General features: G+C 59.2%; 23 protein-coding genes and 1 tRNA gene. 8 read left to right on the forward strand and 16 right to left on the reverse strand.

Annotated elements, in window-relative coordinates; translation table 11 throughout:
* Positions 1 to 147: 147 nt before the first annotated feature.
* Positions 148 to 1,125 carry a serine hydrolase domain-containing protein gene (locus tag ACR0EZ_RS10500; protein ID WP_480612771.1) on the reverse strand — a complete coding sequence of 326 codons (978 nt, stop codon included), beginning with the start codon at positions 1,123 to 1,125 and terminating at the stop codon, positions 148 to 150.
* 305 nt (positions 1,126 to 1,430) lie between these two features.
* On the opposite strand from ACR0EZ_RS10500, the gene ACR0EZ_RS10505 reads away from it, so the two are divergent.
* Positions 1,431 to 2,579 carry a flavin monoamine oxidase family protein gene (locus ACR0EZ_RS10505; protein WP_480612773.1) on the forward strand — a complete coding sequence of 383 codons (1,149 nt, stop codon included), beginning with the start codon at positions 1,431 to 1,433 and terminating at the stop codon, positions 2,577 to 2,579.
* Between the two features lie 152 nt (positions 2,580 to 2,731).
* The gene (locus ACR0EZ_RS10510) at positions 2,732 to 3,148 is read left to right on the forward strand and encodes a nuclear transport factor 2 family protein (RefSeq protein WP_480612775.1); all 417 of its coding nucleotides are present in this window, start codon (positions 2,732 to 2,734) and stop codon (positions 3,146 to 3,148) included.
* A 129-nt stretch (positions 3,149 to 3,277) separates the two neighbouring features.
* Here the strand turns inward: ACR0EZ_RS10510 and ACR0EZ_RS10515 are convergent, their stop codons facing one another.
* Positions 3,278 to 3,583 (reverse strand): YciI family protein, encoded by a 306-nt coding sequence (locus ACR0EZ_RS10515; protein WP_480612777.1) that lies wholly within the window; start codon positions 3,581 to 3,583, stop codon positions 3,278 to 3,280.
* Positions 3,584 to 3,673: 90 nt separating this feature from the next.
* Between ACR0EZ_RS10515 and ACR0EZ_RS10520 the strand changes: the two genes are divergently transcribed.
* Positions 3,674 to 4,546, forward strand: coding sequence for a LysR family transcriptional regulator (locus ACR0EZ_RS10520; protein ID WP_480612779.1), 873 nt, complete (start codon positions 3,674 to 3,676; stop codon positions 4,544 to 4,546).
* Between the two features lie 140 nt (positions 4,547 to 4,686).
* Here the strand turns inward: ACR0EZ_RS10520 and ACR0EZ_RS10525 are convergent, their stop codons facing one another.
* The 3 genes from ACR0EZ_RS10525 to ACR0EZ_RS10535 form a co-directional block, all read right to left on the reverse strand.
* On the reverse strand, positions 4,687 to 5,022 hold the full coding sequence (locus ACR0EZ_RS10525; protein ID WP_480612781.1) for an NIPSNAP family protein: 336 nt from the start codon (positions 5,020 to 5,022) through the stop codon (positions 4,687 to 4,689).
* Positions 5,023 to 5,034: 12 nt separating this feature from the next.
* Positions 5,035 to 5,394: a DUF6614 family protein gene (locus ACR0EZ_RS10530; protein WP_480612783.1), complete on the reverse strand. Its 360-nt coding sequence runs from the start codon at positions 5,392 to 5,394 to the stop codon at positions 5,035 to 5,037.
* Between the two features lie 423 nt (positions 5,395 to 5,817).
* Positions 5,818 to 6,621, reverse strand: a complete 804-nt coding sequence (locus ACR0EZ_RS10535; protein ID WP_480612784.1) for a TIGR01458 family HAD-type hydrolase — start codon at positions 6,619 to 6,621, stop codon at positions 5,818 to 5,820.
* Positions 6,622 to 6,696: 75 nt separating this feature from the next.
* Between ACR0EZ_RS10535 and ACR0EZ_RS10540 the strand changes: the two genes are divergently transcribed.
* The 4 genes from ACR0EZ_RS10540 (at position 6,697) to ACR0EZ_RS10555 (ending at position 11,844) form a co-directional block, all read left to right on the forward strand.
* Positions 6,697 to 6,770: transfer RNA gene (locus ACR0EZ_RS10540), tRNA-Gly, on the forward strand.
* 267 nt (positions 6,771 to 7,037) lie between these two features.
* A complete protein-coding gene (locus tag ACR0EZ_RS10545) occupies positions 7,038 to 8,858 on the forward strand; it encodes an ABC transporter transmembrane domain-containing protein (RefSeq protein WP_480612786.1) in 1,821 nt (606 codons plus the stop codon).
* Positions 8,859 to 9,018: 160 nt separating this feature from the next.
* Complete coding sequence (locus ACR0EZ_RS10550; protein ID WP_480612788.1) at positions 9,019 to 10,908, forward strand: acyl-CoA synthetase; 1,890 nt, start codon at positions 9,019 to 9,021, stop codon at positions 10,906 to 10,908.
* A gap of 12 nt (positions 10,909 to 10,920) precedes the next feature.
* Positions 10,921 to 11,844: an alpha/beta hydrolase gene (locus ACR0EZ_RS10555; RefSeq protein WP_480612790.1), complete on the forward strand. Its 924-nt coding sequence runs from the start codon at positions 10,921 to 10,923 to the stop codon at positions 11,842 to 11,844.
* A gap of 14 nt (positions 11,845 to 11,858) precedes the next feature.
* Here the strand turns inward: ACR0EZ_RS10555 and ACR0EZ_RS10560 are convergent, their stop codons facing one another.
* The 10 genes from ACR0EZ_RS10560 to ACR0EZ_RS10605 all read right to left on the reverse strand — a co-directional run bounded on the left by ACR0EZ_RS10560 (position 11,859) and on the right by ACR0EZ_RS10605 (position 21,601).
* Entirely contained in the window at positions 11,859 to 12,695 is an 837-nt protein-coding gene (locus tag ACR0EZ_RS10560) for an alkaline phosphatase family protein (RefSeq protein WP_480612792.1), read from the reverse strand.
* Between the two features lie 123 nt (positions 12,696 to 12,818).
* The gene (locus ACR0EZ_RS10565; protein WP_480612794.1) at positions 12,819 to 13,922 is read right to left on the reverse strand and encodes a glycerate kinase type-2 family protein; all 1,104 of its coding nucleotides are present in this window, start codon (positions 13,920 to 13,922) and stop codon (positions 12,819 to 12,821) included.
* Positions 13,922 to 14,359, reverse strand: a complete 438-nt coding sequence (gene dtd / locus ACR0EZ_RS10570) for a D-aminoacyl-tRNA deacylase (protein WP_480612796.1) — start codon at positions 14,357 to 14,359, stop codon at positions 13,922 to 13,924. Before dtd ends, ACR0EZ_RS10565 begins: the two co-directional genes overlap by 1 nt.
* A gap of 38 nt (positions 14,360 to 14,397) precedes the next feature.
* A complete protein-coding gene (locus ACR0EZ_RS10575; RefSeq protein ID WP_480612798.1) occupies positions 14,398 to 15,066 on the reverse strand; it encodes a nitroreductase in 669 nt (222 codons plus the stop codon).
* 73 nt (positions 15,067 to 15,139) lie between these two features.
* Positions 15,140 to 16,228 (reverse strand): TFIIB-type zinc finger domain-containing protein, encoded by a 1,089-nt coding sequence (locus tag ACR0EZ_RS10580; RefSeq protein ID WP_480612800.1) that lies wholly within the window; start codon positions 16,226 to 16,228, stop codon positions 15,140 to 15,142.
* Positions 16,229 to 16,269: 41 nt separating this feature from the next.
* Entirely contained in the window at positions 16,270 to 17,418 is a 1,149-nt protein-coding gene (locus ACR0EZ_RS10585) for an SPFH domain-containing protein (RefSeq protein WP_480612802.1), read from the reverse strand.
* Positions 17,419 to 17,440: 22 nt separating this feature from the next.
* Positions 17,441 to 18,292 (reverse strand): DUF2927 domain-containing protein, encoded by an 852-nt coding sequence (locus ACR0EZ_RS10590; protein WP_480612804.1) that lies wholly within the window; start codon positions 18,290 to 18,292, stop codon positions 17,441 to 17,443.
* Positions 18,293 to 18,412: 120 nt separating this feature from the next.
* Positions 18,413 to 19,603, reverse strand: a complete 1,191-nt coding sequence (locus ACR0EZ_RS10595; protein ID WP_480612806.1) for a toxic anion resistance protein — start codon at positions 19,601 to 19,603, stop codon at positions 18,413 to 18,415.
* Between the two features lie 30 nt (positions 19,604 to 19,633).
* On the reverse strand, positions 19,634 to 20,548 hold the full coding sequence (locus ACR0EZ_RS10600) for a 5-bromo-4-chloroindolyl phosphate hydrolysis family protein (RefSeq protein WP_480612808.1): 915 nt from the start codon (positions 20,546 to 20,548) through the stop codon (positions 19,634 to 19,636).
* Between the two features lie 174 nt (positions 20,549 to 20,722).
* Complete coding sequence (locus ACR0EZ_RS10605) at positions 20,723 to 21,601, reverse strand: pseudouridine synthase (protein ID WP_480612810.1); 879 nt, start codon at positions 21,599 to 21,601, stop codon at positions 20,723 to 20,725.
* On the opposite strand from ACR0EZ_RS10605, the gene ACR0EZ_RS10610 reads away from it, so the two are divergent.
* Entirely contained in the window at positions 21,600 to 22,055 is a 456-nt protein-coding gene (locus tag ACR0EZ_RS10610; protein ID WP_480612812.1) for a nucleoside deaminase, read from the forward strand. The genes ACR0EZ_RS10605 and ACR0EZ_RS10610 overlap by 2 nt on opposite strands.
* Positions 22,056 to 22,062: 7 nt before the next feature.
* Here the strand turns inward: ACR0EZ_RS10610 and ACR0EZ_RS10615 are convergent, their stop codons facing one another.
* Complete coding sequence (locus tag ACR0EZ_RS10615; protein WP_480612814.1) at positions 22,063 to 23,034, reverse strand: adenylate/guanylate cyclase domain-containing protein; 972 nt, start codon at positions 23,032 to 23,034, stop codon at positions 22,063 to 22,065.
* Positions 23,035 to 23,040 lie beyond the last annotated feature (6 nt).

Raw genomic sequence — 23,040 nt, forward strand, 5'->3', positions numbered from 1 at the left:
ATTGCCAGTCCAATAGCAGTTTGAGATCGGACATCCTAGCGCTGCGAAACGTGAATTGGTTCGCGTTTTCCATTTTGGAAAATTAGCACATCTGATTTCGGATGAAATGAGCTCCAAGCGGTCGTCTGACGGTTCGGGTCGCTCGGCCTAAGCGACTGCTAGTACAGGGCCGTCCAAGAGCCGAACTAGGTCACCGAAGTAGCCACCTGATCGAGCGGGCAACGCGGGATCTGAAGTTATTGCGACGGCGAGGTTTCGTTCGAAGTGTGCCGCGATGACTTGGCCGCCATAGCCTCTCGCCAGGGCATAGCCTGAAGACGACAGGAACCATCCATATCCATATGCGAGACCTGACCAAGGGGATCGAGCGTGGGGATTTGTTGAAGCCTCAATCCAGTTTGTTGGAATGATCTGAGTCCCCCCGAATGACCCACGATCACGTAGTAGGGTTGCTATCTCCAACATCGCCGTGGGTTTTAGTACCATCTCGTTTCCGCCGAGATAGTAGCCTTGTGGGTCGCGCGTCCAGGAGGGAATCTCAATTCCCAGCGGGTCACCGAGCCGTTCCCGAGCCTGCCGAAGAAGGCTCTTCCCCGTAGCTTCCGCAAGAGCGGCCCCGAGGATGTGTGTGGAACCTGTGGAGTACAGCATGCGCGTCCCGGGTACTGCCACCATCGGACGGGTCAGAGCGTCTGCAATCCAGTTTTTTGAACTCACCCAATCACCGTAATTGGTGCCGGAAGTCCTTTCGAGACCGGCTCGCAGTGTCACCAAATCCTCCATAGTAATCTCGGCTGCTCCGGGAGTGGCATCTGGTGGAAGAATGCCGGGTGCGACCTCGCCAATAGTCGAAGTGATCGATGGGATTTCGCTGTTTTCGATCGCCGCCCCGAGAAGCAAGGAGACGATGCTCTTTGAGCAGGATTTGATGTTTGCCGGTCGGTTGAGACCGGGGCCGCGAGGCGCCTTGGCAAAGACCGTGTCGTCGCCTTTTCTTACCTGGATGGAATGTAGCTGCGGGAGCTGACCAATCGCTTCGCTTAGTGCACCAGACTGTGCCGTCGCGATGTGCGGAGCAGCAAGTGCAGCAGTCGCGACTGCAACAAATTGTCGGCGGCTGATCATACCAACACATGTGGTCACGTTTGCCGGATTTTCCAGTTGCGCTGGTCTCTAATGTTGTGAACGTCAACTGCCTTAGTCTCAGCGCAACTTCCGAGCTGATAAACGTACGCTCCGGGCTTGGTGCGGTCATTCACCGCACTCGATTTCGACGACTGCCAAGCGGACGCAAGCTGCCTTTGACCTCGACACAACGAATGGCCGCTTCGCTTTTCAACCGGACATTTCAGGTTCTTTCATCGGATGGTTTCTGCAAAGATGACTTCGCTGACTGCTTCGACGTCTGGCCCCCGTAGAACTGGAATAAAATGGACCGCAGAACCTTCACTAGTTTGTCGGCCGCATCGCTTCTCTGCGCTCCCCGCCAGATTTCCGCTCGGCGGCCACAACATGTCACGATTATTGGGGCAGGCAGTGCAGGATTGACAGCGGCTTATCACTTAACGAACGCAGGCATCCAGGTTCAAGTTCTGGAAGCAGCGAACAACTGGGGAGGTCGCATCAAACGCCTGTCCGACTTTGCAGATATACCTCTCGATCTTGGGGCGGAGTGGATACACGACGATCCAAGTGTTTTGGGGCGCATCGTAGGAAAGGGCAAAACTGATCTGGGCGTTAGAACAATCGACTACAGACCCCAGACTTTTCAATTCTGGCACAACGATCAACTGAACGATTTTAATGCGCTTCGGAATTTCTATCATGAGGTCAAGTTCTACGACACAACTTGGTACGGATTTTTTGAGAGATTCATTTTACCAACTGTCAAAGATAACATCGCATTGGGCGCTAGGGTCACGCAAGTCGCGGTGCATGGCATGCGCCTATCCGTTAGGCTCAGCGATGGTCGAAACCTTGAGACAGACAAGTTACTGGTCACGGTTCCGTTGTCAGTTCTTCAACGTGGACTAATCACATTTTCGGACCAGCTCACGCCTCCAGACATGGCTGCACTTCAGGACATCGTATACGGCTCTGGTTTCAAAGCACTCCTGAGGTTCAATCAACGGTTCTACCCTGACATATTGTTTGAAGGGTCTCGCGCTAGCGTACTGGCCGACACATGGGCGGAAAAAATCTACTACGACGCTGCCTTTGGTAAACCAACCCGCCAGAATATCCTGGGTCTATTTTCTGTCTCAGAAGGGCCAACACGTCGGTCAGCTCTTGGTGAGAAAGCATTGGTCAATGACATCCTCGCTGAGTTAACCGAGATGTTCGGAAGCGTTGTCAGGGACACGTATGTTGGAGGCGTGATCCAGAATTGGAGTGCTGAGAGCCATATTCTTGGTAGCTATTCGATGGAGAACAACAGCGACTATGATATTGATGAAATCCTCAAACCCGTGGCGGGTAAGGTGTTCTTTGCCGGAGAAGCATTGGGAGGAGACGAGCAATCTACAGTTCAAGGTGCAGCGTTTTCCGCAATCTCGGCTGCGAGCAAATTGCTTGAATAGTCGGGGCGTCGATTGGCCAGCATAATCGACTTTCAAGTACTGCGTAGCATCCGGTACTTTGGGCTCGAAATCGGACTTTTGGGTAGTTCTCCGAGCGTTGATCGGATACATCGATCAGGCTAGCGTCTAGTCACTCAGGGGAGGAGTAGTTTATGTCAGGCAAAACTCAAAATGTTGAGCGTATGCATGAGGCATGGGCGAAGTGGAACGACACGAAGGGAGCCGAGCCGTCAATGTGGAAGGACTATATGTCCGACGACGTAAAACTATTCTCTCTTTCAGACGGTGATCAACAGACCCCGTTTACTGCCGCACGGCAGGGCTTCAGCGAAGTTGAAGTCTATCTCGAAGGCCTTGTCGGGACATTCTCCATGGATCACTGGCGGATAGATGAAACGGTTGCCGAAGGCGACCGCGTCGTCGGTATCGGTTCGACAGGCTGGACGCACAAGCAGACAGGGAAATCATTTGTGACACCAATTGTCATCGTTACGCGCTGGCGAGATGGAATGATCTGCGAGTACAGCGAGTACTATGATACGGCGAGCATTGCTGCCACAACGGTTTAGGCCCACGCCAAGCCGCCCAGAACATCTTTATCTAAAGGAGCCAACTTAAACGGCCGAGGAGCGGACCGAAGCGAGCTTTCGCTGCGCTTGCACCAATATCCGCTATGACCTTGCCCACATGCTGATGCCTCAGCTTGGATGGATCAAACGCGCCCCGTCATTGTAGACCTGTTTCCATTTGATGATCGAATACGATTTTCTGAGGCCAGTCGGCCAAAACGGGTCTTCATGCACTAATTGCTCCACGTCGTCCTCTGAGTCAGCTTCCACAATCCATAGGCCGTCGCGGCCTTGACCTTCGGCGTCGGACAAAGGGCCAGCTACCTCTATTTTGTCCGCGTTCCTCTCTAAGAAATCGAGGTGCTTGGCCATTTGCGTTTTGCGGATATCTGGATCGGCGTCTGGTGCGTCTTCGAACAGGATGATGAACTTCATTTGTTTTCTCTCCTCCAGTTTTGTGAGACCAAAACTGCCACAGTAAAACTGAAGATTGAGTCAGCAATATCGGCAAGTTACTTTGCAAAAATGCAGAGACACGATTGGAACGATCTCAAGTACCTCTTGGCGCTTCACCGCGAAGGAAAGCTGACCGAAGCAGGGCGGACGGTTGGCGTTAGTGATACAACCGTAGCCCGTAGGATAAAGACGCTCGAAGAGGCACTGGCGACAACACTGTTTTTGCGTAGCGCAAATGGACGGTACGAACCAACGGACGCGGCGCTGCAGATTCTGTCACACGCCGAGAGCATCGAGGCAAGTCATGCTGCGATAAGTGCAATTTCAGGCGACAGCACCAACACGGTTTCGGGTTCCGTGCGCTTGAGCGCCGTTCCTGTTATCGTAAACCGTTTTCTTGTTCCTCAGCTCCCACTTTTGACCCGTCTGCATCCAGACCTCAGCGTCGAGCTTGTTCCGAGTTCGGACAATCTGGACTTGTCCAAGCGTGAAGCCGATCTTTCCGTGCGCTTTGCACGTCCATCTGATGGGGGTCTGCGCACCAAAGCCCAAAAGCTGGGCGAAGTGTCATTTGTTGCTTGCGCCGCAAGCTGTATCTCGCCCAAGCAATATGGGACATTGAGCTGGATCACCTATGACGAGGCACATTCTCGCCTGCCGCAGGCGCGTTGGCTTGAAAGTACGGCGAAGTCTGAAGACCTGCGTGCCGGTTTGCGGGTAACGGATGTTGAGACGGCGCTGCAGGCCGTTGTGGCGGGCATTGGAAAGACGCTACTGCCAAGAGCAGTCGTGTTGTCCGATCTACGATTGCGAGCGATCGAGCCAGAAGATTGCGCCAAGTTTCCAAGCAGGGAGGTTTGGATGTTGTCGCATGTGGATCAGACATCAAGGGTGTCAATTACGGCAGCCAAAGAGTGGCTAATGAGTTTGAGCTGGCACTGACGCGCGACCTAGTAGCGGCTATTCATACGAGGTACAGCATAGCTCAAGACGAACTTTCAGACTACCTTATCTGCGAGGCGTTCGGATGCCAGTTTCATGCGGCGTGATCTGCTATTAAACCGTCGAGTTTGACTGACTGCTCATCCAAAATCTATTGCAGCCTTAGAGTCCCCCTCAAACACAGGGCGCATAAAATATCGGACGTGGCGTTTGATGCACCCAGTCTCACGAGCAAATCTGAAGACGGCCTGGCACTCTTCGTCTGTCTCAATTTTTTGCCGGTAGCTTTCGTATTCAGCTAGGCTTTGGAAAGAAAAGGATGCTGTCGCAAAATCGCTGGGGCCCTCATGGGGCAAAAGGTATCCATGGTGCTTCCCGCCAAAGCGGTCAACAAGTGCAATCCAGGACCGGGCATATGCTTCAAACTCTGTGAGTTTTCCGGGCGTAATCTCATATTGAAGAAAGCATGTAATCATTTTTTGCCCCAGTTAAACAGCATCCGTTCCTGCCTCATGTAACAAAACAAAATAAGTTTCTTGAACCTGTTTGTTCATTGCGACGTGCAAACTATTCAGCGGTTCGGTCCGCTTTTCGACGTAATCCCATGCGTCCAGCGAGGCCTGATGGGAGTGAAGACACATCTCAAGCACGATAGCTACGTTAGGAAAACGTGTATCGTAGCCTTCGTTATGTGCACGTCGCCAGAGCCGATGCGAAATCAAGTGCCCAGCTTCGTTAAGATGGCCGCAAAAGGCATCGAATGCAGTCTTGAAGGTTGTGAGATTGTATCCCGACCTCAGGTTGAAGGCTCCAAACATCGAGCAAGTTTTTGGCGTCTGTTCCGTCATTCTTCGGTTTCCGGCTTTTTAGCTAGACCATCTTTGATCCACGAAATCAGGCATTGCTTTGGCGTTCACGGCATAGCGCTGTTGAAAACCGGTCATTCGCCGCGCCGCCAAACTTTGCACTTATGGGCTCGATGCAGTCGTTCGCCTTGCTCGGCGTGAACGACTGCTATGCGGGCTGCATATGCAGTATCCCGACCATGTGCTCAAGGTCGGGAATGGGCCGTCCGCTCAACTTTGCAAAGTCCGTCCTCTGCGATTGTCGGACATTGTCGTTGCCCTCGATGAGCGCAATTATTCAGTCAATGTGCAGGTCATGTTCCAACCCAATACAGAACTTAAGAATCGCTCTGGCCCTTCACTACACCAAACCCATCCGTCTCGGGCCTGCCAGCTGCCGCCGGCGCAATCCTCGTTCGAATGCATTCAACCGCGTCCATTGATTACAAGTTTCACAGCGGTGCTGACCCCGTCTGCGACGGCGGTGGGTTGTGGTTCATAGCGAGCCTCGTCACCAGGTTGATACTTTCCGGTTCGAACCAGCATAGCCGTGCCCAAGCCCGCCTTCAAAGCACCGGCGATATCGCTTTCGGCATCATCGCCAATCATTGCTACCTCAGCGGGCGCCAGCCTCATGCTTTGCGCTGCAGAGTGGAAAAACGCTGGCGCAGGCTTTCCGAACAAAAGAGCATTTGTTCCACTTGAATACTCGAGTGCCCGGACGAAAGCGCCAGCATCCAGGCTCAATTCGCTGTCTGTATCGCGAAATACCCTGTTCGACGCCAATGCAAGAAAGGGAGCCCCGTCTTTGATCAGGCGAAAGGCCGCGTTCAATCGTTCATAGGTGAAGAAGCAGCCGGCATCTCCAACGATGACCGCTTTGGGGCCGGACTTCGAGCACACGGCAAAATCCTCTTCCAGATCCGGATGGATCAGCAGATGTGGCGCAAGACCGTTTTCCTCTAACCAGGCACAGGCGGCCGCCGCTGGTGTGAGGATTTCGGTGGCATCTGCCTCTATTCCGAAGCCATGTAGCTTGTCCAGAATAACGCGCTTAGGTCGTCGGGTTGAATTTGTCAGAAAGCGAACCGGAAGTCCTGTGCCGCGAATGGTTGAGACCGCCTCCGCAGCACCCGCCAGTGGCTTGTCGCCCTGATACAGAACACCTGCGATATCAAACAGAACGCCTTTGCTCACACCGTCCTCGCAAACTACAGAAACCCCCTTCATTCGGGGTCAATTTGCCCAAGTGATGGTTCGCTCTTGACGCCCACTTAGCCATCACATAGGAAGGCGAAACATTGAGCGGGTATAGCTTAATGGTAAAGCCCCTGCCTTCCAAGCAGGCTATGTCGGTTCGATTCCGTCTACCCGCTCCAAAAATAATACACCGACACATTACCTGCAAAGCAATTTTCTGTGCCGCATTAATCTGTTGATAATATTAAGTAAATAGCACTTTTAGCGCTTGCCTTCCAAGCAGGCTATGTCGGTTCGATTCCGTCTACCCGCTCCACCTCAGCCCCCGAAAATCCTGCGTCAAATGGCCCTTGTCGGCCCTTGATTTGTGTCGTTCAGCTTGACCCGGCGAGTTGCTAAAGCCAAGAAGCATGCACCCGGATAGAAACTCAGCGCAAAGGCCAGACATGGCTAGAAATACAGCCGCCAGCCCAGCTACCGCACCAGCCCCCGGAGCCAGCGAAGAACGCGCGGGCTCGAAAAAGCTGGGCGTTCTGGCGTCGCTCTGGCCTTTCATGAAGCCGTACAAGCTGCTTATGGCGGGCGCGACGCTTGCGCTGATCCTGACGGCCAGCATGACACTGACCCTGCCGCTGGCTGTCCGCCGCGTGGTGGACAATTTCCGCATTCAGGACGGCGAACTGCTGGACTGGTACTTTCTGGCCGCGCTGGGCATTGCCGGGATTCTGGCGGTGGGCACTGGCATCCGCTACGCGCTTGTGACCCGGCTGGGCGAGCGTGTGGTGGCCGATATCCGCAAGGCGGTGTTCGACCGTGTCATCGGCATGAGCCCGGAATTTTACGAACGCATCATGACGGGCGAGGTGCTGAGCCGGATCACCACCGACACCACGCTGATCCAGTCGGTGATCGGGTCTTCGGTGTCCATCGCCCTGCGCAACATGCTGATGTTCATCGGTGGGCTGGTTCTGATGCTGCTGACCTCGGCCAAGCTGACGGCGATGGTGTTGCTGCTGATTCCGTTGGTCGTCGTGCCGATTCTGGTGCTGGGCAAGCGCCTGCGCGCAATCAGCCGTGAAAATCAGGACTGGATCGCGGCCTCATCCGGCAACGCGGGCGAGGCGTTGGGCGCGGTACAGACCGTGCAGGCCTTTACCCACGAACAGGCCAGCCGCAGACAGTTCGGTGAGATGACGGAAACTTCGTACAAAGTTTCTCTGCGCCGCATCCAGACCCGGGCGGTGCTGACGGTCATCGTGATCTTTCTGGTCTTTTCCGGCATTGTCGGCGTTCTGTGGATGGGCGCGAACGATGTGCGCAACGGTGTCATGACCGAGGGCGTTCTGATCCAGTTCGTGATCTATTCCATCATCATGGCCGGATCGGTCGCTGCTCTGTCTGAAATATGGAGCGAACTTCAACGTGCCGCCGGGGCCACCGAACGTCTGGTCGAACTGCTGAATGCGCAGGACACCGTGACAGACCCGGCGCGTGCCGGGGTCTTGCCCGCCCCGGTGCGCGGCGAGATCCGGTTCGAGGATGTGACCTTCCGCTACCCCTCGCGCCCCGATGTCGTGGCGCTGGATCACATGTCGCTGCATGTCAGCCCCGGTGAAACTGTGGCCTTTGTCGGCCCCTCGGGCGCCGGTAAGACAACCGTGATCCAGATGATCCAACGGTTCTACGATCCCAATACGGGCCGTGTCACGCTGGACGGTCAGGACCTGCGCGATCTGGACCGTGCCGATTTCCGCACTCATATGGCGCTGGTGCCGCAGGACCCGGTGATCTTTGCCGCCTCGGCACGGGAAAACATCCGCTTTGGCCGTCTGGACGCCACAGATGCCGAGGTCGAGGCCGCCGCCCGCGCCGCCGCCGCGCATGAATTCATGGCGAAACTGCCCGAAGGCTATGACAGCTTTGTCGGCGAACGCGGCGTGATGCTGTCGGGTGGGCAGAAACAGCGCATCGCCATCGCGCGCGCGATCCTGCGCGACGCGCCGGTGCTGCTGCTGGACGAGGCGACCTCGGCGCTGGATGCGGAAAGCGAACGTGCGGTGCAGGGCGCGGTGGATCAGATGCGCGCCGGACGTACCACGCTGATCGTGGCGCATCGGCTGGCGACGGTCAAAAAGGCCGACCGGATCGTGGTGATGGAGGCCGGGCGGATCGTGGCCCAGGGCACCCATGCCGATCTGGTGGCGCAGGATGGTCTCTATGCGCGTCTGGCCCGCCTGCAATTCACCGACGGTGTCGCGGCGGAATAAGCTGACGTAGGGACAGCGCGCGTTTCGTCGCAGCGTCATTCTACTTTTTCCGCCAAACCCTCGCTAAACCCTTGCTTGCGCAACTTCAGATGTGGTCCCATCCCATTGGACAACAGGACCACGCCTTGCGCGTGGGAGAATAATAACGGGGAGGAGCCACATGGCCTTTGTGGGTCTTGAAGACAAAACACGGATCGAGCAGGAAATGCCCTGGGAGGATCGCGACCTGCCGGTCACGTTCCATCAATTGCTGTCCCGGACGGCTGGGAAATTTCCGAACCACGAGGCGATCAGTTTTCAGCTGCTGTCAGGGCCAAATGACAAGGCCGAGACGCTGACATGGTCCGATCTGCTGGGCAAGGTCAATCAGGCGGCGAACCTGTTCCGCTCGCTGGGTGTTGGGGAAAAGGACGTGGTGGCCTATGTGCTGCCCAATTGTAACGAGACGCTGGTGACGATGATGGGCGGGGCTGTGGCGGGGATCGTGAACCCGATCAACCCGCTGCTTGAACCCGAACAGATTGCCGCCATCCTGCGGGAAACCGGCGCCAAGGTGGTGGTGACGCTGAAATCCTTCCCAAAAACGGATGTTGCGCAAAAGGTGGAAGAGGCGGTGCGCCACGCGCCCAAGGTCAACACCATTCTCGAGATCGACCTGAACCGGTATCTGACCCCTCCGAAATCCTGGCTGGTGCCGTTCCTGCGCCCAAAAATGGGTGACAAGGAAAAACTGGCCCACGCGGATTACAAGGATTTCAGTCAGGAGCTTGCCAAACAGCCGACCACGCTCAGTTTTGAGGACAGCACCGAAGATCGCGTCGCCTGTTACTTCCACACAGGCGGCACGACCGGCATGCCCAAGGTGGCGCAGCACAAATACTCGGGCCTGATCTACAATGGCTGGCTGGGCAACACACTGCTGTTTGACGAGAACGACGTGATCATGTGCCCGCTGCCCATGTTCCACGTCTTTGCCGTGCATGTGATCGTGATGGCCGCCGTATCCTCGGGCGCGCATGTGATCTTCCCGACACCTGCCGGGTATCGCGGTGATGGGGTGTTCGACAATTTCTGGAAGCTGATCGAACGCTGGAAGGTCAGCTTTATCATCACCGTGCCCACTGCGATTGCCGCCAAGATGCAACGCCCGGTCGATGCGGATATCTCCTCGGTGAAAACCGCGTTTTCGGGGTCCGCCCCGCTGCCGGTCGAGCTGTTCCGGCGGTTCGAGGAAGCCACCGGCGTGACCATCGTCGAAGGTTACGGCCTGACCGAGGCCACCTGTCTGGTATCCTGCAACCCGGTGGATGGCGAGAAAAAGATCGGCTCGATCGGGATTCCGTTCCCCTATACGGATGTCAAAATCCTTCAGGACGGGCCGGATGGGCCGGTGGAAGCGGCGGCGAATGAGATCGGCGAGATCTGTATCTCGAACCCCGGTGTCTATGCAGGCCAAACCTATACCGAGACGGATAAGAACACCAACCTCTACCACTACGACAAATACCTGCGCACCGGCGATCTGGGCCGGTTTGACGAAGACGGCTATCTGTGGATCACGGGCCGCGCCAAGGACCTGATCATCCGGGGCGGTCACAACATCGACCCCGCCGAGATCGAAGAGGCGCTGCTGGGTCACGACGCGGTTGCTTTTGCCGGCGCGATCGGTCAGCCCGACGCCTATTCGGGCGAGGTGCCCTGTGCCTTTGTCGAACTGGTCGACGGCGCATCGGTGACCGAAAAGGAACTGATGGACTACTGCCATGTCCACGTCCATGAACGCGCGGCGCAGCCCAAGCATATGACCATTCTGGACGAATTGCCCAAAACCGCTGTCGGCAAGGTGTTCAAGCCAGACCTGCGCAAACAGGCGATCACGCGCGTCTACAATGGCGCACTGGAAACGGCGGGGGTGGATGCGCGCGTTGTCTCGGTCATCGACGACAAGAAACGTGGCCTTGTCGCGCAGCTTGACGCGAACGGTTCCTCCGAGGACGATGTCAGCAAAGTGCTGGGCACATTTACCCGGCCGTGGGAGTGGGCTGCCTGACCGGGAGGGGCTATGGATTATGAACGTCTGATCGATGAAGACACCTGGGCGTTCATAAGGAGAACGGCTGAAAGCTATCCCGACGACGTGGTCGATCTGCCCATGGCGGAACAGCGCCGGGTCTACGAAAAGCTGTGTCAGGACTTTCGCCAGCCCCGCCCCAAAGGCGTGGAAACACAGGACCGGTCCGCCGATGGCGTGCCGGTCCGGGTCTATACCGCCGGAGACCCCACAAGAACCGTCGTCTATTTCCATGGCGGCGGTTTTGTTTTGGGCGGGTTGGACAGTCATGACGACATCTGCGCCGAAATCTGCGCCCAGACCGGGTATCGCGTTGTCTCGGTGGACTATCGCCTGTGTCCGGAACACATCCATCCCGCGCAGTTCGATGACAGTCTGGTGGCGGTAAACTGGGTGGCCAGCGAGTTCAGGGACCCTCTGGTTCTGGCCGGTGACAGCGCCGGGGGAAACCTTGCCGCCGCAGTCGCTCATGCGACCCGAGGCGACCTGAACCATGTTCTGGGTCAGGTCCTGATCTACCCGCTCCTAGGGGGCGATACCGACAAGGGCTCGTATCTGGATCACGCCCATGCGCCATCGCTGAGCCGCGAGGATGTTCTGTATTACGAAAAAATCCGATGCGGGGGAGAGGTGCCGGTGAACGATCCGACCTTCGCGCCGCTGCAGGATACCGATTTCACAGGCCTGCCGCCGACGGTCGCCGTAACCGCCGATTGCGACCCGCTGCGGGATGACGGCGCGAACTATTGCGCGAAGATCGTCGCCGCGGGCGGGCAGGCGCATTGGATCAACGAGCCGGGGCTCGTGCATGGCTACCTGCGCGCGCGAATGACGGTTGCACGTGCTGCTGCCAGCTTCGAAAGAATCTCGGTCGCCATTGAGGCGCTAGGGCAGGGCATCTGGTCCTACGACTAGACGCCCCGGGCGGGTTATTTCAGGAAAGGTTCGGCCTTCATCGTATCGGCAATAGGCGCGCCCATCCGCGTCAGGATCGTGGGCGCCAGTTGCAACTGGTCGATCACCGCGTCCGCGTCAGGCCCGGTCGCGTCACCGAAGTAGTACAGGGCGGTTTCCTGCTGCAACGGGCTGCGCCCGCCGTGATGGCCGCGTTCATCCTGACCGTGATCGGCGGTGACGATGACCTCGTACCCCAACTGTCGCCAGCGGGGGATGAACGGGGCCAGCATCTCATCGGCGACAAAGCAAGCGTGATCCATTTCTTCGCATTCGTGGAAGAAGCGATGGCCCATGCTGTCCAGCGTGCAGGCATGCACGATGCCGTAATCCAGCCCGAAGCGCAGGCACAGGTTGGTGAGTTGGGCGAACAGGTCCAGATCGCAAGGCGTCATCTGGTTGGCCTTGCTATAGCCGGTCATGGTGTGAAACCGGCCATGGTTGATGGTCTTGCTGTCCGGCTCGTCATATTCAATGTCGCGCACATAGTCGAAAGGGTGGCGGTTGAAGAATTGAGACCAGTAGCTGTGGGTAACGGCCCCGGTCACGCCTCCGCCCGCGCGCACCTGACTGAACACATCCTTGTGGCTTAGCCGAAAGACGTTGCCATTGCCGGTGCATCCATGTTCCTGCGGCGCGACGCCTGTGTGGATCGAGGCATAGCAACTGGCCGAGGTCGACGGCAGGACCGAGCGCAGTTTCCACACCCGCGCCTCGCCCGTATCGACCCACCCTTCAAGGTTGCCGAACAGGCGGCGGAAATTGCGCCACGGGACGCCGTCGAGGATAATCAGAAGCAGCTTGCGGTCCATGTCACGGCCCTTTGGTCAGAGGTCTTTGGGCCGACCATAGGCGGGGTCAATCCCGCGCGGTCGCCAGTTCGCGTCTGCATTTGTCCGTTTCCGACGCGATCCGATGCTTGGAAAACAGACAGTTTATTGACGTATCGCCACAACCAGATCCATGACGTTTGTACCGGTCGGACCGGTGACCAAAAGCGCGTTGGCCGTGTCCAGAAAACTGCCGCTGTCTGCCGCCTCCAACGCCCTTTCCGCACCGTCGCCCCAGGTCGATCCGTTGATGATCCCGCCGGCTGCGTTGGTCGGGCCATCGGTGCCATCAGTGCCGCCGACGATGACCGTAAGCCCCTCGGTCCCAGAGATTTCGCGGGCCAGCGCAAGGGCCAGCGCCTGATTGCGCCCGCCATTGCCGGGATTTTCCGGCAGAACTACGGTGGGTTCACCGCCAAACACCATCACACCTGCCTGCATTTCACGCACCTTAGGGCCAAGGCGCGCGGAGACCGCAAGATAGTCGTCATGCATCGCCTCTTCATCGGCCAGCACGGCCAACCCGTCCTCTTGCGCCGCTTCAGCGGCAGCCGCACGGGCATGGGCGTTCGACGCGATGATTTGCGTGGAGGCCTGAAAACCGTACGTTCCGGGCAAAGCGCCAATCCCCGATCCGATCACGCCAAGGTCATCGCCGGGCACGTCTGAAATGGCCAGAACGGTCGCCCGCGCACCTTTGAAATGCGACAGCAGCCCGCCGCCCTTGATCCGCGACAGCTTGCGGCGTTCGGCGTTCATGGCTTCGATATCCAGACCCTGCGATAGCAGCTGTTGGTTCAAAGCCTCCAGATCAGCCAGAGATTTGCCGTCGATCAGGTCCTCGGCCAGAGACGACGCGCCGCCCGAGACCAGCAGCAGCAGATGCGTGCCGGGGGCCATGTCCTCGACGGCGCGGCGCAGGGCGCGCCCACCGGCAAGGCTGCGGTCGTCCGGGACGGGGTGCGAGGCTTCGATGACCTCGATACCCTCGGGCAGATCGCGCCCGTGATCGTCCTTGGTCACAACCAGCGCAGGGACATCGCCAAAATGGTCCAGCGCGGCGCGCGCCATTGCGGCGGCAGGTTTGCCAACCGCCAGAATCCGGTCCGGTTCGGGCACGCCCGGCAAGGCCGCCTTGGTCGCCGTGTATCCGTCAACGGCAGCCACCCCGGCCCGCCAGAATTTGAGTGCTTGGTCCGCAAGTTTCATCACATTTCCATCCAGATCGTTACCGGCCCGTCATTGACCAATTCGACGGCCATATCGGCCCCGAATTGCCCCGTTTCGACCGCAATACCATGCGCGCCCAGATGTTGGGCAAAAACTTCATACAGATGCTGGCCCTGATCGGGCGGTGCAGCCTCGGAAAACCCGGGCCGGTTGCCGCGGGATGTGTCCGCCGCCAGAGTGAACTGGCTGACCACAAGGGCCGAGCCGCCGATATCCAGAATCGACCGGTTCATCTTGCCCGCCTCATCCTTGAAGATGCGCAGTTTGGCAATCTTGGCGGCAAGTTTCGCAGCCTGTTCTTCCCCGTCGCCGCGCATGGCGCAGACGAGGATCATCAGGCCCGGACCCGATTGCCCGATCACCGCCCCATCGACCGAGACTTTGGCCCGTGAAATGCGTTGTAAGAGTGCGCGCAACGTGATCCTCCGAAAGTGCGTGTTGGTTCGGCGGCGGCTTATTCGCGCCAGTCCACGATCTCGGCAAGGGTGGCCCGATCCGTGCGAAAACTGTTGGCGGGGTGTTCCTTATCCGAATAGCCGAAGGAGATGGCGCACAACACCAGCCGGTCTTCGGGGATACGGAAATAGCGCCGCAAGAACGGGCTGTAGCTGGCAATAGCCGCCTGCGGAATGGTCGCAACGCCAAGGGCCTGCGCCGCCAGCGTGAAGGCGGTGATAAACCCGCCGCAATCCATCGCGCCGTAAGCGCCCAGTTCCGCCGGGCTTGAGACAATTGCGCAATGCAGCGCACCGAACAGCGAAAAGTTCTGCATCATCTGCCGGGCCGAGCCTTCGCGGTCGCCCCGTTCAACACCCACGGCTTCGTACAATGCCCACCCGCAGGCGCGGCGGCGGTCCTGATAGACGCCGGAATAAGAGGTCGGAAAAGGCAGGTCCGGTGCCGGAGCGCCCGTTTGCGCCTCATCCCGCATCGCCTGACGGAACCTGTCGGTTTCCTCGCCGCTGGTGACCACTACATGCCAGGGCTGCGCATTGCACCAGCTTGGAACGCGCGCGGCGCTGGTCAGGATTTGTTCGATCTGCGCCCGTGGCACGGGGTCGGACCTGAACGCGCGGCAGGAATGCCGGTCTTCAAGCAGCCCATTCAAAACGGAAATCGTCACGACGGTTTCGCCCCCAATCCTTCGCGGCGGAGGATGGCGGCTGGCCCGGGGATGTGCAAGGGGCCGATTGGCCCTATTGCTGTCCGGTCGCCATCAGATACCCGGCACCGGCGGCAACCAGAAGGCCCAGAACCACCGCGATGGTGATCTTGATCGCCGACCACGGCCGCTCTCCCTGCACGCGGCCGGTGCGGCCGTTTACCACGAACCGGAACGTTTTTCCGCGATATTTGTACGCGGCCATCCAGACCGGCAGCAGGATATGTTTGAACGTGACATTCCGGATATCGGTTTCGAGCATATGGATACGCTGCCGGTCCCCACCGATGTCGAACCGCACATCGCGCTCGATCACGCGGGCCATGTGATGCCGTGCCTCGGTGTAGCCGTCCTTCAGTTCGACCGTATAGGCCTCGGCCCGGAACCCGGCCAGGTATTCCGGCTGATACGGCTCGAGCGCGGGCAGGTCCCAGGGCTCCAAAGCATCGGTATAGGATTTGGGCAATGCGCGCGAGGCCAGTACCAGCACATCGTCAAACATCCGTGCGACCCGGCCCGACTTGGGCGTCCAGCGGACTTTGGGCACCATCTGCTGCACCTGTTTGCCATCGCGCATGATCGTGCGGGTTTCATGGTAAACGACGCCGCGCTCGCCGTGATAGCGCGATTTCGTGTCGGCGTCGAAGGTCCAGTAGGGGACATAGATCCCCTGCATCCTGCGCCCCTTTCGGGCGTAATCCTTCAATCTGTTGGGGGCAAACCACAGCCCGCCCAGCCAGTCGCTCATGGCGTTGTGGGCCTCGCGTTCGTCCAGAGCAAAAGGCAGCACGCCTTTGGGTTTGATATGCCGGTTCACGCCGGTATCCGTCACAACGGGCGTGGCGCAGAACGGGCATTCGGCGGCATGGGTGTTGGGATCGAACTCGACCTGAGCGGCACAGTTCGGGCAACTCAGAACGCGGGTTTCCTCGATCTCGCTATCAGGCAGGCGGTCGGCAATGGCGGCGTCGAAATCCAACTCGCGCAGGCTGGCACCGCCCCAGGGGCCCGCGTCAATCGGTTCGGAATGCCCGCAATGGTCGCAGGTCAGCGTGCCGTTCACAGGGTTGAACCGGTAGTCAGCGCCACATTGCTCGCAGGGGAAGCGGTGTTCTTCGGTCATATGCCCAACTTACGATTACCCATTCTTCACAGGCTTCTGCATCACGCCCCCGGCGGAGGCGGCGGCAGGATCGTGAACAACTGCGCCAGTTCCTGCACGTCGCCTGCCTTTTTCCAACCGTCCTGCCCGGCGGTCCAGACAAAGGTGTCGCGCGTCAACTGCCCCTCGGTGGCCATCCGTCCCATGCGGGCCTTGGAAAACGGGCCGCTGGTCTGACCATCCACCGCGATATGCCAGACATGCTCAACCGGCGGAGGGGGCGGCGGTGCCGCATGCGCTGCGGGTTGCGGGGCAGCGGGGGCGGGCGATCCCCAGGGGCCGCTCGGCTGACCTGCTGCCATGTTCGACATCTGTTGTGCCATCGCCATGCCCATTCCCATGCCAAGACCCGCGCCCATGCCGCCGCCCTGACCGGGGTTGTTGGCAGCTGCGGTCATCGCCTCGGCTGCGGAATACTGGGTGAACTTGCCCAGATCGCCCGCCAACCCCATCGAGGTCCGCTTGTCCAGCGCCGCCTCGACGGCGGGGGGGAGTGAGATGTTTTCGATGTAAAACTCAGGCATCTCCAGCCCATAGCTGTCAACGACCGGGGACACCTCGGCAGCAATCAGTTTGCCCAGATCGGCGGTATTAGCTGCCATGTCCAGCACCGGGATGCCAGAGCCCGCAATCACGCGGCTGAACTCCTGCACGATGATGTTGCGGATCTGAAAGCTGATCTCATCCATGGTGAATTCGCCATCGGTGCCGACGATCTCGATCAGGAACTTGGCCGGGTCTTTCACCCGCACGGTGTAGGTCCCATAGGCACGGATGCGGGTCGGGCCGAATTCCGGGTCACGCAGCATGATGGGGTTCTTGGTGCCCCATTTCAGGTCGTTGAACCGGGTCGTGTTGACGAAGTAGATCTCTGACTTGAAGGGTGACTGAAAACCGTGATCCCAATGCTGCAGGGTCGTCAGGATCGGCATGTTGTTGGTCTCGAGCATATAAAGACCCGGCGTGAACACATCCGCCAACTGCCCTTCGTGCACAAACACGGCGGCTTGCCCTTCGCGCACGGTCAGCTTGGCGCCATACTTGATCTCATGCCCTTCACGCTCGAACCGCCAGACCATCGTGTCGCGGGTGTCGTCGACCCAATGAATGACATCAATGAATTCTCCGGTCAGAAAATCGAAAATTCCCATAAGGACTCTCCTTGTCTTGGGGTCAGAGCTGCTGCCCCATCAATTCACGGGCAATGATCCGCACAACGGGCCGGGCCTGATCGACGGTCACGCCGGGCTCAAGCCGCTGATCATAGAGCATTGTCAGAAGTTTCTCGTCATGACTTGTCAGCAGGGCAAACTCGTCATCGTCGTTGAAGATCGAAGGCCTTGCCGCCGGGCTGTCATTTGGCAGGCCCAGACCTTGGGCGATTTCCTCGTGAATACAGCTGCGGCGCACCAGATCGGGCAGTTCCGAGCGGATCAGCGTCACCGCGCGCACGTAGCGATAGGGCGAGGCACTGGTGGCCGAGGCAAATACAAAACAGTCGAAATTGGCGCGCGGGTTGGCCACCAGTTCCAGCGAGGCCTGGCTGATATTCGGGATCAACTGTTTCAGCCGCGACACCACATAAGCACTGTCGTCCTTGCCCGCAAAAAAGACGTGGAAATTGGCCTTGCGGCTGACGACTGAAACGGGATGGCCGGTCAGCCGGGCCAGACGGTCGGCATAAGATTGCACCTGCGCCGCGTCCTGATCCCGTGTGGCAGGCAGGACCGAGGGCCCGAATTCGGTCTGGATGCGCACCGGTCCCGACCAGCGGCTGAGCTGCCCGTCGGTCTGGCGCGACCCGACCGAAACGGCGTGGTCGGGGTATTCGCTGTAAAAGGCGATGACCTCGAAATTGCGCGCCAGATCGTCGGCATCGTAAGGCGTGTCCGGCCCACCACCATCGGTGCGCAGCAGGCCGCGGGTCAGCAGATCGCGTTCGACGCGCTGATAGAAGCGCGCCAGATCCTGACTGGCGGCAGAGGGCGGAACATAGGCATTGGCGGCCGCTGGGGGCGGGGCCACGGGGCGCGGTTCCGGTACCAGCGACGCCGTGAGGGTTTCGTCGCAATTGGCCAGCGCCAAAAACGCGAGACACCCAAAAGTCAGTCTAAGGTACCCAAACGGCCGCACGCTTTGCCCGCCTTAGCCCGGCACAGCCGTACCGGAATTGTCACCGATACCATCCTTGCGGGCCTTGGCCGCGGCCAGCGTGTCGCGCAGTTCGGTTTCCATCTTCTGCAGTTCGACCTCGGCGGCCGCGCGTTTGGCCTTGCCTTCATCGGCGATGGCGAGGCTTTCGTTGATGGTGCCGATCAGATCGGCATTGGCCTGTTTGACGGCTTCGATGTCGAACACGCCGCGCTCCATCTCTTCGCGGATCATCTTGTTCGACTCGCGCAGATTGGCCGCGTTCGAGGTCAAAAGCTCGTTGGTCAGATCGTTGGCCTCACGCACGGCAGCGGCGGCTTCGGCGCTGCGCTGGATGGTGACCGCCTGCGCCAGTTGCGTCTCCCACAGCGGCACGGTGTTCACCAGCGTCGAGTTGATCTTTGTCACCAGCGACTTGTCGTTTTCCTGCACCAACCGGATCGAGGGCAGCGATTGCATCGTCACCTGACGCGTCAGCTTCAAGTCGTGCACACGGCGTTCCAGATCGTCGCGCGCAGCCCGCATGTCGCGCAATTCCTGCGCCTTCATCACCTGTTCTTCTTCCGGTGCGGCCTGAACCTCGGCTTCTTTTTCCGGAATGTCGTGGCTGTCCAGTTCGGTCAGCTTTTCTTCGCCCGCCGCGATATACAGCGCCAGTTCATCGTAGAAGCCAAGCGTCTTTTCGTAGAGCAAATCCAGCGATTTGATATCTTTCAGCAGGGTATGTTCATGGCCCAGAAGGTCGTCGGTAATCCGGTCGATCTGGCCCTGCACCTGTTCGTACTGGGCGGTGAACTTGGCAAAGGGTGCGGCTTTGCCCATCAACCTTTCCCACCAGCTTTGCTTGCGCCGCACGTCCAGTTCGCTGACTGAAAAGCCCCGGATCGTGGTCACGATGTTGCGCAGGCTGTCCCCGGCCGGGCCCACATCCTTGTTGCGCACATCCGCCAGCATGGCCTGGCTGATTTCCTGCAACTCGGCCTGTGCCGATGACCCGAACGCAACGATCGAGTTGGTGTTGCCCATGTCGATCTCGTCCATCCGCTTGCGGATTTCGGCGCTGACGGGCTCGTCGGCCTCTTCCAGCGAGATAACCTCGGCCTGCGGTTCGGGCAGGGCAACAGCCGTGACTTCCTGCACAAGTGTTTCGGCCTCAACGGCTTTGTTCTTGATCTCATCGGACATGGGGATAATCCTCGCTCAAATTTTGGCCGGTCAGTCCAACCGGACGCCTTCGCGTTGCAGCCTTTCGCGCAACACGTCAATTTCAACCGTCAGATCGCTGCGGTCATCCAAAAGCATCTTGCGTGTGCGCGCGGCGAAATTCTGTTCCAGATCGTCCAGCAGCGCCGTGTAATCCGCCAGCGCCTGCGTATCCCGCGTGCGGGCATAGACATCGGCGAACTTGACCGTCGCGTCCCGTGCACCCTGCAGATAGACGGTCAGGTATTTTCGTGCCCCGGCCAGATCGCGGGGGTCTTCTTCGACCGTGCGGAACAGATCGCGGGCGGTGTCCTGAAACCGTTCCACGCGCGCCTCGACCCGGCGGTCGCCTGCGCGTTTGATGGCATCTGTCATCTCGGACAGGTGCTTTTCCGCATCTTCGACCACGCGCGCAACGCGGTCTTGCTGAAAGGTGTCGATGCCCTCCATGCCCTTATCCTTCATCGGGTCGAGGCCAAAGGACACCGAATGCAGAACCGTTGCCGCCGCACCAAACAGGACCGGGGCCAGCAGGCTGACCTGCGCCACGGTTTCGGCATTCAGGTATTCGGTCCGGTACGAGGCCAGCGCCGCACCCAGACCGGTCAGCACGCTTGCGAAGATCTTTCTTGGAAAAGCGGGGCGTCGCGCGGTGCGGCGCGCGTTATACTCTGCCTCGGCCCGCAACCCTTCGCGCAGCAAAAACGCCGCAGCCGTCAGCAGGCCCGCCGCGATCAGTCCGATGGTCATTCCTATCGCACCGTCATTCAGCGACAGGAACACCAGAGGGATCGCAGGCAGGAACAGGATATTGGCCCGCGCGCCAGCAGGTTCCACCCGCGCGCCATCAAACTGCCCGCATTGTGGCGGATCGTCCGGCGCAGCATCCCCTTGGGGGCTGTATTTTCCGCCATACCGCTTGGCCATGCCTTACAAGCCCCCCAAGATGCCAGTACAGACGCCCAGCAACAGCACCAGCAGGGCCACGTAGGCCAGTTTTTGCACTCCGGTCCCGGACATGACGCCCCCCAATAGCAGCACTCACGGAAAATTTAGGGGATGCGAGGGCTTGGCGCTAGGGGGAAGGTTGCGTAAGCCGCGTCACTTGCGAGGTTTCTTGCCGGATGATGCCCGTTTTCGTTGCGGTCGGGCGGGACGTTTGGACGGGTTGTCGGGTTTGACCTCGGCATCCAGCCCAAGCTGATCGCGCATGACGCGGCGGCGAATCTCTTCCACCTCGCCGGGTTTCAGGTTGCCAAGCTGGAACGGGCCGTAGGACACGCGCAGCAGGCGGTTCACGTTGAAACCGATATCCTCCATGGCGCGGCGAATTTCACGGTTCTTGCCTTCGCGCAGGCCGATTGTCAGCCAGGCATTGGCCCCCTGTTGGCGGTCCAGCGAGACCTCCATCGGCAGAAACCGCTCTCCTTCGATCACCAGCCCTTTGCGCAGGGGGGCAAAATCTTCGTCCTTGGGGCGTCCGTTGACCCGCACGCGGTATTTGCGCAGCCAGCCGGTCGAGGGCAATTCCAGCTTGCGCTTGATGCCGCCATCATTGGTCAACAGCAGCAGACCTTCGGAATTCAGGTCCAGCCGCCCGACGCTCATGACGCGGGGCATATCCTCGGGCAGATTGTCGAAGATCGTCGCACGGCCTTTTTCGTCGCGCGTTGTCGTTACCAGCCCCGACGGCTTGTGATACAGCCACAGGCGCGACGGTTCCGGCTCGGACACCGGTTTGCCATCAACGGCGATCTTGTCCTTGGCGGTGACATTCAGGGCCGGGCTGTCGATGATCTTGCCGTTCACCGCCACGCGGCCCGCTTCGATCATACGTTCAGCTTCTCGGCGTGAGGCGACACCGGCGCGCGCCAGCACTTTGGCGATCCGGTCGCCGGGAGGAGGGGTTTTGCTCATCCGCAGCCCATAGCGCATCCCGTCGCCTTGCGAAAGACAGGTTTCTGATGCAGTCAGGGGCATGGTGTTCAGATCGCATATGGACAAGGCGCTGGAACAGGCGCGCGCGGCAGCGGATCGTGGTGAAGTCCCGGTAGGGGCCGTGATCGTGCTGGGCGACCGGGTGGTCGCTGCGGCGGGCAACCGGACGCGCGAGTTGAACGACCCCACGGCGCATGCCGAGATACTCGCGTTGCGCGCCGCCTGCGCCGAGGCCGGGTCGGAGCGGCTGCCGGATCATGACCTGTACGTCACGCTTGAACCTTGCGCGATGTGCGCCGCCGCCCTTGCCGCCGCACGCATCCGGCGGGTGTATTATGGCGCTGCCGACCCGAAATCGGGCGGCGTGGCCCATGGGGCGCGGGTGTTCACGCACCCGCAGACCCATCACAAGCCCGAGGTTTATGACGGAATTGCCGCCGAAGACTGTCAGGCATTGCTGCTTGAGTTTTTCGCCGAAAAGCGAGCGGCGAAGTGATCTGCGGCTAAGTCCAGTCCAGACGGTAAATCGTCTGCTGGCCTCCGAAGCCCTTCAACTGCACTGATTTCGGCGGGCTGAAATTCAGGTCGGGTACGGTTCCCAGCAGCAACCGAGTGACATCTGTTACGTGGATTTCGTTCGGCCCGCTTGCACCTGTCACCCTTGCAGCTTTGTTGACGACCGAGCCAAAGAAATCCTCGTCCCGTTGAATAACATCGCCGGTGTGAATTCCGATGCGAAGCCCCAAAGGCGCGTCCGGCCCCGAGGCCCGGTTTTCCCGTTGAAAATCCACGGCTGCATGAACCGCATCCTGAACCGACCGGAAAATCGACATGGTGCCATCGCCGAGCGATTTGACCAGTCGCCCGTGATGCCGGTCGATCACTCTCTCGGCCCTGTCGAAATGGTCCGAGATGACCTCGGTCCATTTCTGATCCCCCAGTTGCCGCGTCATCGCTGACGAATCCGCAATATCGGTGAACATGACCGAGGCGGTGCCTTCGCTTTGATCCTGCGTGAACCCGTCACGCGCGGCCTCGATCAGAGCGTTCAGGGCATCGTGGTCTACCCCCATCTTTTCAAAGTTTGAGGTCGGGTTCGAAACATGTAGTTGAACCAGTTTCCAGATGCCGTTTTCGAGATGCAGAACAAAGGTAAACCGGTGCCGCGACGAGTTGCCGTTGGACAGAAATGTCAGCGTGGCCTCGCAATGGGCCCAGCCCACGTCACCGCATTCAAAGGCTTCCGTGGCATGCTCTTGCCAGTCGAACTCGGGTATCTCTTTGGTGTGATCGGCAAAGCCTTGACGGATCACTTGCCCGGACCAGGATTCGTTGTCGTCAGACCCTTGATACCGCAGGTGCTCGGATGTTGAGAGCATGTTCACCAAAACAGCACGGTCCCTGTCACGAACCGCCTGATTCCACCGCCGAACAACAGCAACCAGTTCCGGGGACGGGGTGATTTTGCCGGACATCCCCGC

This window comes from Ruegeria sp. AK4, assembly GCF_056541025.1.